This window comes from Diaphorobacter sp. ED-3 (assembly GCF_027625375.1).
Taxonomy (GTDB): domain Bacteria; phylum Pseudomonadota; class Gammaproteobacteria; order Burkholderiales; family Burkholderiaceae_C; genus Diaphorobacter; species Diaphorobacter nitroreducens.
On sequence record NZ_CP115182.1, the window covers coordinates 1,712,647 to 1,726,601 of the forward strand.

General features: G+C 65.4%; 15 protein-coding genes. 10 read left to right on the forward strand and 5 right to left on the reverse strand.

Annotated features, from left to right (window positions below):
* Positions 1-2 precede the first annotated feature (2 nt).
* The 5 genes from rbfA to PCQ86_RS08490 all read left to right on the forward strand — a co-directional run bounded on the left by rbfA (position 3) and on the right by PCQ86_RS08490 (position 5,385).
* Complete coding sequence (gene rbfA, locus PCQ86_RS08470) at positions 3-380, forward strand: 30S ribosome-binding factor RbfA (protein ID WP_011805755.1); 378 nt, start codon at positions 3-5, stop codon at positions 378-380.
* Positions 377-1,378, forward strand: a complete 1,002-nt coding sequence (gene truB, locus PCQ86_RS08475; RefSeq protein ID WP_011805754.1) for a tRNA pseudouridine(55) synthase TruB — start codon at positions 377-379, stop codon at positions 1,376-1,378. The genes rbfA and truB overlap by 4 nt, the downstream gene beginning before the upstream one ends.
* Positions 1,375-3,204, forward strand: coding sequence for a translational GTPase TypA (gene typA / locus PCQ86_RS08480; protein WP_011805753.1), 1,830 nt, complete (start codon positions 1,375-1,377; stop codon positions 3,202-3,204). Before truB ends, typA begins: the two co-directional genes overlap by 4 nt.
* Before the next feature lie 208 nt (positions 3,205-3,412).
* Positions 3,413-4,297: a DMT family transporter gene (locus PCQ86_RS08485; protein WP_088887079.1), complete on the forward strand. Its 885-nt coding sequence runs from the start codon at positions 3,413-3,415 to the stop codon at positions 4,295-4,297.
* Positions 4,294-5,385, forward strand: a complete 1,092-nt coding sequence (locus PCQ86_RS08490) for an enoyl-CoA hydratase/isomerase family protein (RefSeq protein ID WP_011805751.1) — start codon at positions 4,294-4,296, stop codon at positions 5,383-5,385. Before PCQ86_RS08485 ends, PCQ86_RS08490 begins: the two co-directional genes overlap by 4 nt.
* Here the strand turns inward: PCQ86_RS08490 and PCQ86_RS08495 are convergent.
* The 4 genes from PCQ86_RS08495 to smpB all read right to left on the reverse strand — a co-directional run bounded on the left by PCQ86_RS08495 (position 5,336) and on the right by smpB (position 7,675).
* Positions 5,336-6,175 (reverse strand): anti-sigma factor family protein, encoded by an 840-nt coding sequence (locus PCQ86_RS08495; protein WP_270175266.1) that lies wholly within the window; start codon positions 6,173-6,175, stop codon positions 5,336-5,338. The genes PCQ86_RS08490 and PCQ86_RS08495 overlap by 50 nt on opposite strands.
* Positions 6,176-6,205: 30 nt before the next feature.
* The gene (locus PCQ86_RS08500; protein ID WP_270175267.1) at positions 6,206-6,721 is read right to left on the reverse strand and encodes an RNA polymerase sigma factor; all 516 of its coding nucleotides are present in this window, start codon (positions 6,719-6,721) and stop codon (positions 6,206-6,208) included.
* 16 nt (positions 6,722-6,737) lie between these two features.
* Complete coding sequence (locus PCQ86_RS08505) at positions 6,738-7,103, reverse strand: COG4315 family predicted lipoprotein (protein ID WP_270175268.1); 366 nt, start codon at positions 7,101-7,103, stop codon at positions 6,738-6,740.
* Positions 7,104-7,201: 98 nt separating this feature from the next.
* Positions 7,202-7,675 carry an SsrA-binding protein SmpB gene (gene smpB, locus PCQ86_RS08510; RefSeq protein ID WP_011805747.1) on the reverse strand — a complete coding sequence of 158 codons (474 nt, stop codon included), beginning with the start codon at positions 7,673-7,675 and terminating at the stop codon, positions 7,202-7,204.
* A gap of 114 nt (positions 7,676-7,789) precedes the next feature.
* On the opposite strand from smpB, the gene PCQ86_RS08515 reads away from it, so the two are divergent.
* Together PCQ86_RS08515 and PCQ86_RS08520 are read left to right on the forward strand one after the other, a co-directional pair.
* A complete protein-coding gene (locus PCQ86_RS08515) occupies positions 7,790-8,230 on the forward strand; it encodes a type II toxin-antitoxin system RatA family toxin (RefSeq protein ID WP_011805746.1) in 441 nt (146 codons plus the stop codon).
* Positions 8,223-8,567: an RnfH family protein gene (locus tag PCQ86_RS08520; protein ID WP_270175269.1), complete on the forward strand. Its 345-nt coding sequence runs from the start codon at positions 8,223-8,225 to the stop codon at positions 8,565-8,567. Before PCQ86_RS08515 ends, PCQ86_RS08520 begins: the two co-directional genes overlap by 8 nt.
* An 86-nt stretch (positions 8,568-8,653) precedes the next feature.
* On the opposite strand, the gene PCQ86_RS08525 is transcribed toward PCQ86_RS08520, so the two are convergent.
* Positions 8,654-9,151, reverse strand: a complete 498-nt coding sequence (locus tag PCQ86_RS08525) for a DUF4124 domain-containing protein (RefSeq protein WP_103738371.1) — start codon at positions 9,149-9,151, stop codon at positions 8,654-8,656.
* A 105-nt stretch (positions 9,152-9,256) separates the two neighbouring features.
* Between PCQ86_RS08525 and guaB the strand changes: the two genes are divergently transcribed.
* The 3 genes from guaB to ku all read left to right on the forward strand — a co-directional run bounded on the left by guaB (position 9,257) and on the right by ku (position 13,950).
* Positions 9,257-10,732: an IMP dehydrogenase gene (gene guaB / locus PCQ86_RS08530; RefSeq protein ID WP_011805743.1), complete on the forward strand. Its 1,476-nt coding sequence runs from the start codon at positions 9,257-9,259 to the stop codon at positions 10,730-10,732.
* Between the two features lie 77 nt (positions 10,733-10,809).
* Complete coding sequence (gene guaA, locus PCQ86_RS08535; protein ID WP_011805742.1) at positions 10,810-12,426, forward strand: glutamine-hydrolyzing GMP synthase; 1,617 nt, start codon at positions 10,810-10,812, stop codon at positions 12,424-12,426.
* Positions 12,427-12,906: 480 nt separating this feature from the next.
* Positions 12,907-13,950 (forward strand): non-homologous end joining protein Ku, encoded by a 1,044-nt coding sequence (gene ku, locus PCQ86_RS08540; protein ID WP_270175270.1) that lies wholly within the window; start codon positions 12,907-12,909, stop codon positions 13,948-13,950.
* Positions 13,951-13,955 lie beyond the last annotated feature (5 nt).

The following is a 13,955-nucleotide window of genomic DNA, read 5'->3' on the forward strand; positions in this document are numbered from 1 at the left end:
ACATGGCTGCCAAGAAATCCTCTTCCCCCAACCGCGGCTTCAAGGTCGCGGATCAGATCCAGCGCGACCTCACCGAGCTGATCCGCGATCTCAAGGATCCGCGGATCGGCATGGTGACGCTGCAAGGGGTCGAGGTGACGCCGGACTATGCGCACGCCAAGGTGTTCTTCAGTGTGCTCATCGGTGATGGTGAGGCCTCCGAGGAGGCCTTGAACCAGGCGGCTGGCTTTCTACGCAACGGCCTGTTCAAGCGCCTGCACATCCACACCGTGCCCACGCTGCACTTCGTGTACGACCGCACCACCGAGAAGGCGGCCGACATGAATGCGCTGATCGCGCGCGCGGTGGCCTCTCGTTCCAAAGACGACGACGCAGCATGACCGAACGCGCTCCCCGCATCCGGGTGCAGCGGCGCCCGGTGCACGGAGTGCTGCTGCTCGACAAACCCCTGGGCCTGTCCAGCAATGACGCCTTGCAGAAGGTGAAGTGGCTGCTGCGCGCCGAGAAGGCTGGCCACACGGGCACGCTGGACCCGCTGGCCAGTGGTGTGCTGCCGCTGTGCTTTGGTGCCGCCACCAAGTTCAGCCAGTTGCAGCTGGAAGCGCCCAAGACCTATGAAGCCGTCGCACTGTTGGGTACCACCACAACCACCGGTGACGCCGAGGGTCAGGTGCTGGCGCAGTGCGCGGTCGATCCGGCCATGCTCACACCCGAGCGGCTGGCGGCGGTACAGGCGCAGTTCACTGGCCCCATCCGCCAGGTGCCGCCCATGCACAGCGCGCTCAAGAAAGACGGCAAGGCGCTGTACGAGTACGCGCGTGCCGGCATTGCCGTGGAGCGCGAGGCGCGTGATGTCACGATCCATGCATTGAAACTGGCGCTAACGCATACGGAGCAAGCGCAACCAGCTATTAAAATAGTAGTGACCTGCAGCAAAGGTACCTACATCCGCACCCTGGGCGAAGACATCGGCCAGGCGCTGGGCTGCGGCGCGCATCTCACGTTCCTGCGCCGTATCGACACGGGCGGTATCGGCGTGGAGCGATGCGTGACGCTGGAGGCGCTGCAGGCCATGGACGAGGATGCGCGCATGGCCTGCGTGCACCCGGTGGAGACCTTGCTGGCGCAGCACACGGCTGTCACGCTGGACGATGACAATGCCGGGCGTTTCCTCTCGGGCATGCGCCGGCGCGGCCCCTGGCCCGACGCGCCCGCCGTGGCCGTGTTCGGGGCGCGCCCGCGCGTGCTGCTGGGGGTCGGGCATGTGCGGGGAGGAGAGCTGATTCCAGACCGGCTGCTCAGCCCCCTTGAAATTCAACAGATTCTGGAGAGCTCGCCGCGGGCTGAACGCGGCACATTGGAAGCAACTACGCTATGAGCAAACAAATCCGCAACATCGCCATCATCGCCCACGTCGACCATGGCAAGACCACGATGGTGGACCAACTGCTGCGCCAGTCCGGCACCTTCGCCGAGCACGAGAAGGTCGTGGACACCGTGATGGACAGCAACGCCATCGAGCGCGAGCGCGGCATCACCATCCTGGCGAAGAACTGCGCCGTGAGCTGGAACGGCACGCACATCAACATCCTGGACACGCCCGGCCACGCGGACTTCGGCGGCGAGGTGGAGCGTGCACTGTCGATGGTGGACGGCGTGGTGCTGCTGATCGACGCGCAGGAAGGCCCCATGCCCCAGACGCGCTTCGTGACCAAGAAGGCGTTGGCGCTGGGCCTCAAGCCCATCGTGGTGGTCAACAAGGTGGACAAGCCCGGCGCGCGCCCCGACTACGTGGTGAACGCCGCTTTCGATCTGTTCGACAAGCTGGGCGCCACCGACGAGCAACTGGACTTTCCCGTGGTCTACGCCTCGGGCATCAACGGCTGGAGCTCCCTGGAGCAGGGCAACCCCGGCGAGCAATGGGGCCCCGACATGTCGGCGCTGTTCGAGACCATCCTCAAGCATGTGCCCTCCGTGAAGGGTGACGCCACGGCACCCCTGCAGATGCAGGTATCGGCGCTGGACTATTCCACCTTCGTGGGCCGCATTGGCGTGGGTCGCATCACCCAGGGTACGCTCAAGGCCGGGCAGGACGTGCTGGTCATGGCTGGCCCCGATGGCGCCAGCTACAAGGGCCGCGTGAACCAGATCCACCAGTTCCAGGGCCTGGACCGCGTGCAGGTGAGCGAAGCCGGCCCCAGCGAGATCGTGCTCATCAACGGCATCGAGAACGTGGGTATCGGCGAGACCCTCACCGACCCCGCCAACCCCCAGCCGCTGCCCATGCTGAAGATCGACGAGCCCACGCTGACGATGAACTTCTGCGTGAACACCTCGCCGCTGGCGGGCCGTGAAGGCAAGTTCGTGACCAGCCGCCAGATCTGGGACCGTCTGCAGAAGGAGCTGCGTTCCAACGTGGCCCTGCGCGTCAAGGAAACCGACGAGGACGGCATCTTCGAGGTGTCCGGCCGCGGCGAACTGCACCTGACCATCCTGTTGGAAGAAATGCGCCGTGAAGGCTACGAGTTGGCCGTCTCCAAGCCGCGTGTGGTGTACCGCGACATCGACGGCGAGCGCTGCGAGCCTATCGAACTGGTGACCGCTGATATCGAGGAAGGCCACCAAGGCGGTGTGATGCAGGCCCTCGGCGAGCGCAAGGGTGAACTGGTGAACATGGAGCCCGACGGCCGTGGCCGCGTGCGCCTGGAGTACCGCATCCCGGCCCGTGGCCTGATCGGTTTCACCAACGAATTTCTGAACCTGACGCGCGGCTCGGGCCTCATCAGCAACATCTTCGACAGCTATGAGCCGCATAAGGGCGACATTGGCGGCCGCAAGAACGGCGTTCTGATTTCCATGGACGATGGTGAAATTTTCACCTACGCCCTGGGTAAGCTCGACGACCGTGGCCGCATGTTCGTGAAGGCAGGCGACCCGGTGTACGAAGGCATGATCGTCGGCGTGCACAACCGCGACAACGACCTGGTGGTGAACGCCACGCGTACCAAGCAGCTCACCAACTTCCGCGTGAGCGGCAAGGAAGACGCGATCAAGATCACGCCCCCGATCGACCTCACGCTGGAGTACGGTGTGGAGTTCATCGAGGACGATGAACTGGTGGAGATCACGCCCAAGAGCATTCGCCTGCGCAAGCGCCACCTCAAGGAGCACGAGCGCAAGCGCGCCAGCCGCGAAGGCGCGTGATCGGCAAGGCCTGTTCTGCCTGAACCGGCTTGGCTGCGGCAGCCAAGGCGCTGCGAGCCGACGAAGGGTGAGCCCATCCGCAAGGAGGGTTCGCCCTTCGCGCATCTGAGGCAGCGCGGTATGGCGCCAGCCGCTAACATGCGGGCCTCACGGCATGCGTGGGTAGCACATGCCGACGACACAAGAAATCCACAGGGAGGAGACAGCGATGACCGCGAATGCCTTGCCCGGCCACGCGCGGGCGGTCTGGCTGATGGTGGCCGTCACCTTCATGTGGTCCATCGCGGGCGTCGTCACGCGCCATCTGGACCAGGCGCGCAGCTTTGAAGTGACCTTCTGGCGCAGCTTCTTCATGCTGCTGTCGCTGTGCGTGATCCTGCCGGTGCTGCAGGGCAGGGCGTTGCTGGCCAATCTGCGGCGCGGGGGGCGGGCGGTGTGGATCTCTGGCGTGTGCTGGAGCGTGATGTTCACGGCCTTCATGATCGCCATATTGCTCATCCCAGTGGCCAGCGTATTGGTCACCATGGCCATCGGACCGTTGCTCACGGCATTGCTGGCGCGCGCCTTCATTGGCCACCACATCGCGCCGCGCACCTGGTGCGCGATTGCATTGGCGGGCGCAGGCATCGGGTGGATGTATGGCTCGGGCATCTCCGGCCTGTCCGTGGTGGGCGTGCTTGTTGCCTTGTGCGTGCCGGTCGCGGCGGCCGTGAACTGGGTGGTGGTGCAGCACTCGCAGCGCCAGGGCCATGCGGTGGACCTGGTGCCCGCCGTGCTGCTGGGGGCGGCGCTGTCCGCCCTGGCCACGCTGCCGCTCGCCTGGCCGTTCCAGGCCACGGCGCGTGATTTGTCCCTTCTGGCCCTGCTGGGTCTGGTCCAATTGGCGATCCCCTGCGTGCTGGTGGTGTACTGCGCGCGCGTGCTCAAGGCGCCTGAGATTGCGCTGCTGGGCCTGCTGGAAGTGATCTTTGGCATTCTGCTGGCCTGGGTGGGCGCTGGAGAGCGCCCAGCCCCGGCCGTGCTGATGGGAGGCGCGCTGGTGATCGGCGCGCTCGTTTTCAATGAACTGCTTGGATGGAAGGAACAACAATGACGGAGATGACGGCGGAAGTCGTGACCGAGGTGCGCGGCCAGGTGGGCTGCATCACGCTGAACCGCCCGAAGGCGCTGAATGCCTTGTCGCTGGGCATGGTGCGCGACCTGATGGCGGCGCTGCTGGCCTGGCAGCATGACGACAAGGTACTGGCCGTGGCGATCCGCGGCAACGGCCGCGAAGGGCCCTTCGGTGCCTTCTGCGCGGGCGGCGACATCCGCTTCTTGCACGCCGCGGGCAGCACGGGCAATCCGCAACTGGAGGACTTCTTCACCGAGGAATACGCCCTCAACCATCTGATCCACACCTTCGGCAAGCCCTACATCGCCTTCATGGACGGCATCGTCATGGGGGGCGGCATGGGCATCAGCCAGGGCGGCACGCTGCGCATCGTGACCGAGCGCACCAAGATGGCCATGCCGGAGACGGCGATCGGCCTGTTCCCCGATGTGGGCGGCGGCTACTTCCTCTCGCGCTGCCCTGGCCGCGTGGGCGAGTGGCTGGCACTGACGGGCGACGCCATCGGCGCAGCCGATGCCATTGACTTCGGCCTGGCGGACGGCTTCCTGCCGGCGGACCAGCAAGCGGCGGTGTGGGACGGTCTGGCGTTGCAGACGTTTGCCGACGGCGCTGCCGTTCAGCAGTGGGTTGCATCAAAATTTGTAGCTGCTGGCGCTTGCGCTGTAAGTGCTAGAGGCCAAATTGATCACTACTTCGCGTTGGATGATGCGGCGGCCATCGTGGCTGCGCTGGAGCAGTCTGACGACGAGTGGGCACGCGCCACGGCTGCCACGTTGCGCAAGCGCTCTCCACTGATGCTGCATGTCGTGCTGGAGCAGGTCCGCCGTGCGCGCAGCATGGGCCTGGCCGACGACTTGCGCATGGAGCGCGACATGGTTCGGCACTGCTTCTACCTGCGTCCCGGCCAGAGCGAGACGGTGGAGGGCATTCGCGCCCTGGCGGTGGACAAGGACCACAGCCCGCGCTGGAACCCCGCGCGCGTGGAGGATGTGGAGCCCGCGCTGGTGCAAGCGTTCTTCAAGAGCCCTTGGCCGGCGCACGCGCACCCGCTGGCGGCGCTGCGCTGATCTGCTGGTACACCGCCGTGGCCAGCGCCTGCAGCGTGGGCCGCGGCAGTTCGCCGCTGAGGGCGTAGCCAAAACCCCGGTCCACCCAGTAGAAACTGGACACGGTCCCTTCGTCGTGGAACTGGAACGCGGTGGTCGGTGCGGCCGCAGCCTGTAGGCCGTCGAGTGCGCCCAGGTACAGCGTGATTCGCGCGCCCGCGGCGTTCTGGTACATGAATTGCGCGCGCGCCCCGCTGCCGCCGGGCAGCAGGCGCCCGCCCATCAATTCGAACCCCTCGGCCTGCAGCCGCGGCACGGTGAGCGGGCGCGCCAGCCGCTTGGACAGCCACTGCACCAGGTGGTCCTGCTGCGCGGCCGCCACTTCCACAGGATGGCGCTGTTCGGGTTGGTAGACCGCGTGCGCCACGGCCGCCTGCTGCACGAACCGTTGCGGGGGGGCCGTGGCCAGTGTGGTTTGTTTGCCGTCCGTCGCATGCAGGCTCCAGCCCAGCCCGAACGCCAGCACCCAGCCCGCGGCAAAGCCGCCCCAACGGGCCCAGTGCTGTTGCGTGTCGTGTGCGTCTTGCAGGCGCTCTGCCGCCTGTACCAGCACATTGGGCACAGGCTGCCGCAACCAGTCAGCGTGCAGGGTCTGCAGCTGCGCACGCTGTTGCGCCCACGCTTCGGCACGCTGCCTCTGCGAGGAGTCCATGCGGGAGTGCAGCGACTCTGCCTGGGCGCGCGGCAGCCGGTCGTCCGCCAAAGCATGCAGATGCGTCTCGTCCGAAGGGCTGAAAGGGTCGGGCTTCATGGCGGGCTCACTACGGGCGGAAAGGGCGCTTCATTTCATGCGGCGCAAGGCAGTCGGGGTGGATGACGGCTGGGCGTGGACTGAGGGCTCCATCAACTCGCGCATGCGTGCGCGAGCGCGGGACAACCGCGACATCACCGTGCCTTCCGGTATACCCAGCACACGCGCCACGTCGGCATAGGCCATGTCTTCCAGTGTCACCAGGAGCAGCACGGCCCGTTGATCGACGGGCAGGCGTTGCAGGCAGCGGTCCAGGTCCATGGCTGTTTCGTGGGAGGCGTCAGCCGCGTCCGCGATGGCCGCCAGGGCATCCACATCCAGCGCCTGCACGGGCACCAGGCCGCGGCGCTGGTTGAGGTACAGGTTGTGCATCAGCGTGAAAAGCCAGGCGCGCAGATTGCTGCCGCCGCGCCACAGCAGCCACTTGCGGCAGGCGCGCTCCAGCGTGTCCTGCACCAGATCGTCGGCTGCCCATGCGTCGCCGGTGAGCGCGCGCGCATAGCGGCGCAACCCCGGCAGTTGCTCCACGATCTGGACGCGGTTCATGGGCGCATTGTGGGGCTCATGGCTTGGCGGTGCGCCACAGGTTGTTCACGCCGTCCCCCGTCTTGTCGCCGGGCTTGCCGTCCTTGATCCAGTAGTACAGCGGCTTGCCCTTGTAGGCCACCTGCTTGGCGCCGTCGGCGCGCTGGATCAGACTGTAGCCTTCACCCGCGGGGGCGCTGGTGGCGGTCAGGGGTGGCCAGTTGGTGGCGCAGGCGCCGTTGCAGGCCGACTGGCCATCGCCCGCTACGTCCTTGTCGAAGGTGTAGAGCGTCATGCCGTTCGGGCCGACGAGCACGCCGTCCTGGGTGCTGACTTGCGCGGGCGCGAGGGAATAACAGCCGGCGAGTGCCAGCGCGGCGAGCAGGGAACTGAGCTTGGTCATGGTGTTCTCCGGAAGGGTGCCGGCCAGAGGAATTGTGGCCGGACGCTGGCATGAACACCGGGGGCGGTGCGTTTATTCCACCCTCCGCCAAAAAAAGATCAGCGGTGGCGGCTCTTCATGACGCGTTCCACCTCGCGCTTACCTTCGCGCTCCTTGATGGTGTCGCGCTTGTCGTGCTCGGCCTTGCCCTTGGCCAAGGCAATCTCGCATTTGGCGCGGCCGTCCTTCCAGTGGAGATTCAGCGGCACCAGGGTGTAGCCTTTTTGCTCGACCTTGCCGATCAGGCGCCGGATCTCGTCCTTGTGCATCAGCAGCTTTTTGATGCGCGCCGCGTCGGGGCTGACGTGCGTGGACGCGGTCTTGAGCGGGTTGATCTGGCAGCCGATGAGAAACAGTTCCCCATCTTTGATGATCACGTAGCCGTCGGTAAGTTGCACCTTGCCCTCGCGCAGTGCCTTGACCTCCCAGCCGTGCAGCACCAGCCCCGCCTCGTAGCGCTCTTCAAAGAAATAGTTGTATGCCGCCTTCTTGTTGTCGGCGATGCGGGACGATGTGTCAGGTTTCTTGGCCATGGTGAATAGATGCGGCGCAAACCGGGAGATCAAGGGTCTCCCTACAATTGTTGTCGTCTCGCACCATCGATTCTAGGCCGGCTGTGCCATCAGGCCCATCCAGCCTTCGCCTGCATGAAAACTGTCAACAAGTCCGTCCTCATCTGGTACAGCCCCGAAGAAATGTTCGCCCTCGTGACGGACGTGGCCAAGTATCCGCAGTTCCTGCCCTGGTGCGACCACGCCACCGTCCTGGAAACCCATGCAAATGGCATGAAGGCGGAAGTGGGCATTGCGTTGGGCGGCATACGCAAGTCGTTTGTCACGCGCAATACGCATGAGCCCGGGCGCCGCGTCAAGATGGAACTGGTGGAGGGCCCCTTTTCACAGCTCGACGGCGACTGGCACTTTCATCCTGTGGGGGACGGTACGCAGCGCGCATGCAAGGTCGAACTGCAGCTGAGCTACGGCTTTGACAACCGGGCGTTGGCGGCGTTGGTCGGCCCCGTGTTTGACCGCATCGCCGCCACGTTCATTGATGCCTTCATCAAACGGGCCGAGCAGGTCTATGGCTGAAACCTTGCCCCCGCCGGGGCGGCTGCGCATCGCGGTGGCCATCTCGCGGCAACCGGGCGATGTGCACGAGTGGGTGGTGCTGCTTCCGGCCGGTGCTACGGTGGTCGATGCTCTGAGCGCCTGCGGACTGGATGCGCAGGCTGAGGGGCTTGTCTGGGGCATTTGGGGCAGGGAAGGCAGACTGGACGATTTGCTGCACGATGGTGACCGCGTGGAAGGCTGCCGCCCCTTGCGGGTTGACCCGAAGCTGGCGCGCCGCCAGCGCTTTGCGCGCCAGGGCGCTCGTGCAGCGGGATTGTTCGCCAAACGCCGGCCGGGGGCCAAGTCCGGTTATTGAGAGTGCTTCCCAGCATGCGCTGAAAACAAAACGGCCGCCTCATCCATGCGGAAGGGCGGCCGGTGGCGGCGGTTATGGGGTAGCTGCTACTTGCAGTCGGAAGCGATGGTTGCTTCCGCTCGGCGTAATTCTGCTGCGCGGGTTGCGTCGTCCATGAAGCCCCGCTCCCCCTTGGCATTGACATTGCTCACCAACTGGCCGGGCGCCAACTGCTCCTTTGCGCGTTTGGCGCGCGCGCAGTTGTCGGCACGGGCCTTGGCCACGCGGTCCTCCTCCGCTTTCTTCTTGGCGGCTTCGGCGGCGTCAGCCTTGGCCTTGTTCTCCTCCAGCTGCTTGTCCTTGCCGCTGGCAGGCGCGGCGGCTTCGGATGCGGGGGCCGACGCTGGCGAAGCGGGCGCTGCCATCGCTGTACGCGGCAGGGCGCGCTGCGGTTGCTTGAGGATGCTCTTGTCAGGAATGTCCTGTGGCGGCGGGCGGTCGCTGAACACCTTGCGCCCATCCTTGTCCACCCATTGCCATTGGGCCGTTGCGCCCATGGCCCAGGAGCAGCCCAGCGCCAGCAGAAGAAGCTTGTGCGGTTTCATGCGGGCGAGTGTAGCGGTGAGCGGCTGCACCCACCAAGGGGCGCTCACGCGGGGTGTGTGCGATTTGTCGCGCGGCGGGTACAATCCTTTTTTTGGAGCTTTCACATGCGCCTTCTTGGAAAAGCGCTCACCTTCGACGATGTGTTGTTGGTGCCGGCGTACTCCCAGGTCCTGCCCAAGGACACCTCCCTCGTCACGCGCTTCACGCGCAACATCACCCTGAACCTCCCGCTCGTGTCCGCCGCCATGGACACCGTGACCGAAGCGCGTCTGGCCATCGCCATCGCGCAAGAAGGGGGGATTGGCGTCATCCACAAGAACATGACGGCCGAGCAGCAGGCGGCCGAGGTGTCAAAGGTCAAGCGGCATGAGTCCGGCGTGGTGCACGATCCCGTGGTCATCACGCCCGAACACACGGTGCTGCAGGTGCTGGAACTGTCCGAGAACCTGGGCATCTCGGGCTTCCCGGTCTGTGATGGTGGCAAGGTGGTGGGCATCGTCACCAGCCGCGACGTGCGCTTCGAGACGCGCTACGACGTCAAGGTACGTGAGATCATGACGCCGCGCGAGAAGCTGATCACCGTCAACGAAAAAGACGGCACCACCCCGGCGCAGGCCAAGGCACTGCTCAACCGCCACAAGCTGGAGCGCCTGCTGGTGGTGAACGACGCCTTTGAGCTCAAGGGCCTCATCACGGTCAAGGACATCAACAAGCAGACCACGTTCCCCAACGCCGCGCGCGATGCGGCAGGCCGCCTGCGCGTGGCCGCTGCCGTGGGCGTCGGCGCGGGCACCGAAGAGCGCGTGGCGTTGCTGGTCAAGGCCGGTGTGGATGCCATCGTGGTGGATACAGCCCATGGCCACAGCAAAGGTGTGATCGACCGCGTGCGCTGGGTCAAACAGAACTACCCGCAGGTGGACGTGATCGGCGGCAACATCGCCACCGGCGCTGCCGCGCTGGCCCTGGCCGAGGCAGGCGCCGATGCGGTCAAGGTCGGCATCGGTCCCGGCTCCATCTGCACCACACGCATCGTGGCTGGCGTGGGTGTGCCCCAGATCATGGCCATCGACAGCGTCGCCACCGCGCTTCAGGGCACAGGTGTGCCGCTGATCGCCGACGGCGGCATCCGCTTCTCGGGGGATATTGCCAAGGCGCTGGCCGCAGGCGCGTCGACCATCATGATGGGCGGCATGTTCGCTGGCACCGAGGAAGCGCCGGGCGAAGTCATCCTGTACCAGGGCCGGTCCTACAAAAGCTACCGTGGCATGGGCTCGATCGGCGCCATGCAGCAGGGCTCGGCCGACCGCTACTTCCAGGAAGCCACCACGGGCAATCCCAACGCTGACAAGCTGGTGCCCGAGGGCATCGAAGGCCGCGTGCCCTACAAGGGCTCCATGGTGTCCATCGTGTTCCAGATGGCCGGCGGCGTGCGTGCGGCCATGGGCTACTGTGGTTGCGCAACCATCGAAGAGATGAACAACAAGGCCGAATTCGTGGAGATCACGGCGGCTGGCATCCGCGAGTCGCACGTGCACGACGTGCAGATCACCAAGGAAGCCCCCAACTACCGGGCGGACTGAGTTTTCGCCATTCCGCAGGCCCGAACCCGTCTCCAGGTGTTCGGGCCTTTTGTCTTTTACCGACCCTGTCGCTCTCCATGCAACACGACAAGATCCTCATCCTCGACTTCGGCTCCCAGGTCACCCAACTCATCGCGCGCCGCGTGCGCGAGACGCATGTCTACTGCGAGGTCCACCCCTGCGACGTGAGCAGCGACTGGGTGCGCCAGTTCGCCGCAGACGGCAAGCTCAAGGGTGTGATCCTGTCGGGCAGCCACGCCAGCGTTTACGAAGTGGACGACCGCGCCCCTGACGCCGTGTTCGAGTTGGGCGTGCCCGTGCTGGGCATATGCTACGGCATGCAGACCATGGCCGCTCAGCTGGGCGGCAAGGTCGAGGGCTCGCACAGCCGCGAGTTCGGCTATGCCGAAGTCCGCGCCCATGGCCATACCGCGCTGCTCAAGGGCATCGAGGATTTCTCCACGCCCGAGGGCCACGGCATGCTGAAGGTGTGGATGAGCCACGGCGACAAGGTCACCGAGCTGCCTCCCGGTTTCAAGCTGATGTGCTCCACCGGCAGCTGCCCCATCGCCGGCATGGCGGACGAAACGCGGCGCTTCTACGCCGTGCAATTCCACCCCGAGGTCACGCACACGGTGCAGGGCGCCGCGCTGCTCAACCGCTTCGTGCGCGAGATCTGTGGCGCCCAGGCGGACTGGATCATGCGCGACCACATCGAGGAAGCCGTGCAGAAGATCCGCGAGCAGGTGGGCGACGAGGAAGTGATCCTGGGCCTGTCTGGCGGTGTGGATTCGTCGGTGGCTGCGGCCCTGATCCACCGTGCGATTGGCGACCAGCTCACTTGCGTGTTCGTGGACCACGGCCTGCTGCGCCTCAACGAAGGCGATATGGTCATGGACATGTTCGCAGGCAAGCTGCACGCGAAGGTGGTGCGCGTGGATGCCTCGGACCTGTTCCTGGGTGAGCTGGCCGGTGTGTCCGAGCCCGAGCAAAAGCGCAAGATCATCGGCCGCCTGTTCGTGGACGTGTTCAAGGCCGAAGCCGAAAAGCTCAAGGCCAGCGGCCAGGGCCACAAGGGCGCGACCTTCCTGGCGCAAGGCACTATCTACCCCGACGTGATCGAGTCCGGCGGTGCCAAGAGCAAGAAGGCCGTCACCATCAAGAGCCACCACAACGTGGGCGGGCTGCCCGAGCAACTCGGCCTCAAACTGCTGGAGCCGCTGCGCGACCTGTTCAAGGACGAGGTGCGTGAGCTCGGCGTGGCCCTGGGACTGCCGCGCGAAATGGTCTACCGCCATCCGTTCCCTGGCCCGGGCCTGGGCGTGCGCATTCTGGGCGAGGTGAAGAAGGAATACGCCGACCTGCTGCGCCGCGCCGATGCCATCTTCATCGAAGAGCTGCGCAACTTCACCGACGAAGCCACGGGCAAGACCTGGTACGACCTCACCAGCCAGGCCTTCACCGTGTTCCTGCCCGTCAAGAGCGTGGGCGTGATGGGCGATGGCCGCACCTACGACTATGTGGTGGCATTGCGCGCGGTGCAGACCAGCGACTTCATGACAGCCGACTGGGCGGAGTTGCCCTACGCGCTGTTGAAGAAGGTCTCCAGCCGCATCATCAATGAGGTGCGCGGCATCAACCGCGTGACCTACGACGTGTCGAGCAAGCCGCCTGCCACCATCGAGTGGGAGTGACGCTTACCGGCGTCTAGCAGGCAGTAGGTGCTGCTCCTGTAACCCCGTCAACTTTTGCACAACGCCCGGTCTGAACACCGGGCGTTGTTTTTTTTGCTCTAAAAATAGGAGCTGCTGGCGCTTGCTAGGTAGGGGTTGCAGCCTTTTTGTGTGAATATGGATTGCAGTGGGGAAGAGGGCGTGCGCCGAACGGGGCGCACACGGGGCTGCCTATGAACGTGTGGCTTAGTGCTGGTGCCTGCCAGGCTGCCTGAACAAGCAGAGCGAGCCGCTGGTCCGTGTGCGGGCAGTGCAGTTGTCGGGTGCAGGGCGATGCACCGGGGGGCGCGGCGATGGGGATGCGACAGCGTCCGCACATCAGGCCGACGGCAAGAAGCCTCCGCACATAGTCCGACGCCCCAGGATGATCGGAGATTCCACCACGATAGAAGCAACCGCCGTCCTACATCTGCGCCCCTGCGTCATGGATAGCGTTTGCACATGCGATCTAAGCAACCCACCGCGAGCGACGCCCTCCCATCTGGCGCGAAGCAGGGGCAGGGCAAGGCCCCCACCTCGACACGCACCCTGTGGAAGGGGGCGATCAGCTTTGGCCTCGTCCATATTCCCGTGGGCTTGTACTCGGCGACCGTCAGCTCGGGCATCGACTTTGACTGGCTGGACCGCCGGTCGATGGAGCCGGTGGGGTACAAGCGTGTGAACAAAATCACGGGCAAGGAAATCGCCACGGCCGATATCGTCAAGGGTGTGGAGTATGAAGAAGGCCGCTACGTCATTCTGACGCCCGAGGAAATCGCGGCCGCCTTTCCTAAGGTCACGCAGACGATCGAGATCGAGGCGTTTCTTGACGCCGACGAGATCCCCTTTGTCTACCTGGAGCGTCCCTATTACACGGCGCCTCTCAAGCGTGGCGAAAAGGTGTACGCGCTGCTGCGCGAGGCCCTGCGCCAGAGCAACCGCGTGGGCGTGGCCAAAGTGGTGATCCAGTCCAAGCAGCACTTGGCCGTGCTCATTCCGTGCGGCCGAGCGCTGATCCTCAACCTGCTGCGCTGGGGAGGGGAGATCCGCTCATTCGAGCAACTGGCCCTGCCGCCGCTGGATGCGAAAGCCGCGGGTATCAAGGACGCGGAGCTGGCCATGGCCATGCAGCTCATCGAGGACATGACGCAGGAGTGGAACGCGGACCGCTTCCGCAATTCCTTCTCTGAGGAGATCCACAGGCTGGTCGAGGCCAAGGCCTCTGCGGGAGAGATTGCCCATGTCGCTCAGCCGGATGAAGGACCGGCGGTGGCTGCGGGGGCGGAGGTGCTGGACCTCACCGCGTTGCTCAAGCGCAGCCTGGAGGGCGCCTCGGCCACCCCGCCGCGCAAGGACAAACCCGCCTCCGTGACCCGCCTTGCACCGTCGGGTAAGGCAGCGGCCAAATCCACCGCCGCCAAAAAGTCACCGGCCCGCAAGACGGCGGCCAAGGCGGCGCCTGCCAAGCCCACTGCGGCCAAGAAGCCTCGCCGCGCGCACGGATAGCCGTG

What these genes read in the sequence shown, in the direction of transcription:
- smpB (WP_011805747.1), bottom strand. Translation starts at nt 7,675, where the DNA reads ATGGCCAAGAAACCTGACACATCGTCCCGCATCGCCGACAACAAGAAG.
- PCQ86_RS08490 (WP_011805751.1), top strand. Translation starts at nt 4,294, where the DNA reads ATGACGGAGATGACGGCGGAAGTCGTGACCGAGGTGCGCGGCCAGGTG.
- PCQ86_RS08515 (WP_011805746.1), top strand. Translation starts at nt 7,790, where the DNA reads ATGAAAACTGTCAACAAGTCCGTCCTCATCTGGTACAGCCCCGAAGAA.
- PCQ86_RS08495 (WP_270175266.1), bottom strand. Translation starts at nt 6,175, where the DNA reads ATGAAGCCCGACCCTTTCAGCCCTTCGGACGAGACGCATCTGCATGCT.
- typA (WP_011805753.1), top strand. Translation starts at nt 1,375, where the DNA reads ATGAGCAAACAAATCCGCAACATCGCCATCATCGCCCACGTCGACCAT.
- PCQ86_RS08505 (WP_270175268.1), bottom strand. Translation starts at nt 7,103, where the DNA reads ATGACCAAGCTCAGTTCCCTGCTCGCCGCGCTGGCACTCGCCGGCTGT.
- rbfA (WP_011805755.1), top strand. Translation starts at nt 3, where the DNA reads ATGGCTGCCAAGAAATCCTCTTCCCCCAACCGCGGCTTCAAGGTCGCG.
- ku (WP_270175270.1), top strand. Translation starts at nt 12,907, where the DNA reads ATGCGATCTAAGCAACCCACCGCGAGCGACGCCCTCCCATCTGGCGCG.
- guaB (WP_011805743.1), top strand. Translation starts at nt 9,257, where the DNA reads ATGCGCCTTCTTGGAAAAGCGCTCACCTTCGACGATGTGTTGTTGGTG.
- PCQ86_RS08500 (WP_270175267.1), bottom strand. Translation starts at nt 6,721, where the DNA reads ATGAACCGCGTCCAGATCGTGGAGCAACTGCCGGGGTTGCGCCGCTAT.
- PCQ86_RS08520 (WP_270175269.1), top strand. Translation starts at nt 8,223, where the DNA reads ATGGCTGAAACCTTGCCCCCGCCGGGGCGGCTGCGCATCGCGGTGGCC.
- guaA (WP_011805742.1), top strand. Translation starts at nt 10,810, where the DNA reads ATGCAACACGACAAGATCCTCATCCTCGACTTCGGCTCCCAGGTCACC.
- truB (WP_011805754.1), top strand. Translation starts at nt 377, where the DNA reads ATGACCGAACGCGCTCCCCGCATCCGGGTGCAGCGGCGCCCGGTGCAC.
- PCQ86_RS08525 (WP_103738371.1), bottom strand. Translation starts at nt 9,151, where the DNA reads ATGAAACCGCACAAGCTTCTTCTGCTGGCGCTGGGCTGCTCCTGGGCC.
- PCQ86_RS08485 (WP_088887079.1), top strand. Translation starts at nt 3,413, where the DNA reads ATGACCGCGAATGCCTTGCCCGGCCACGCGCGGGCGGTCTGGCTGATG.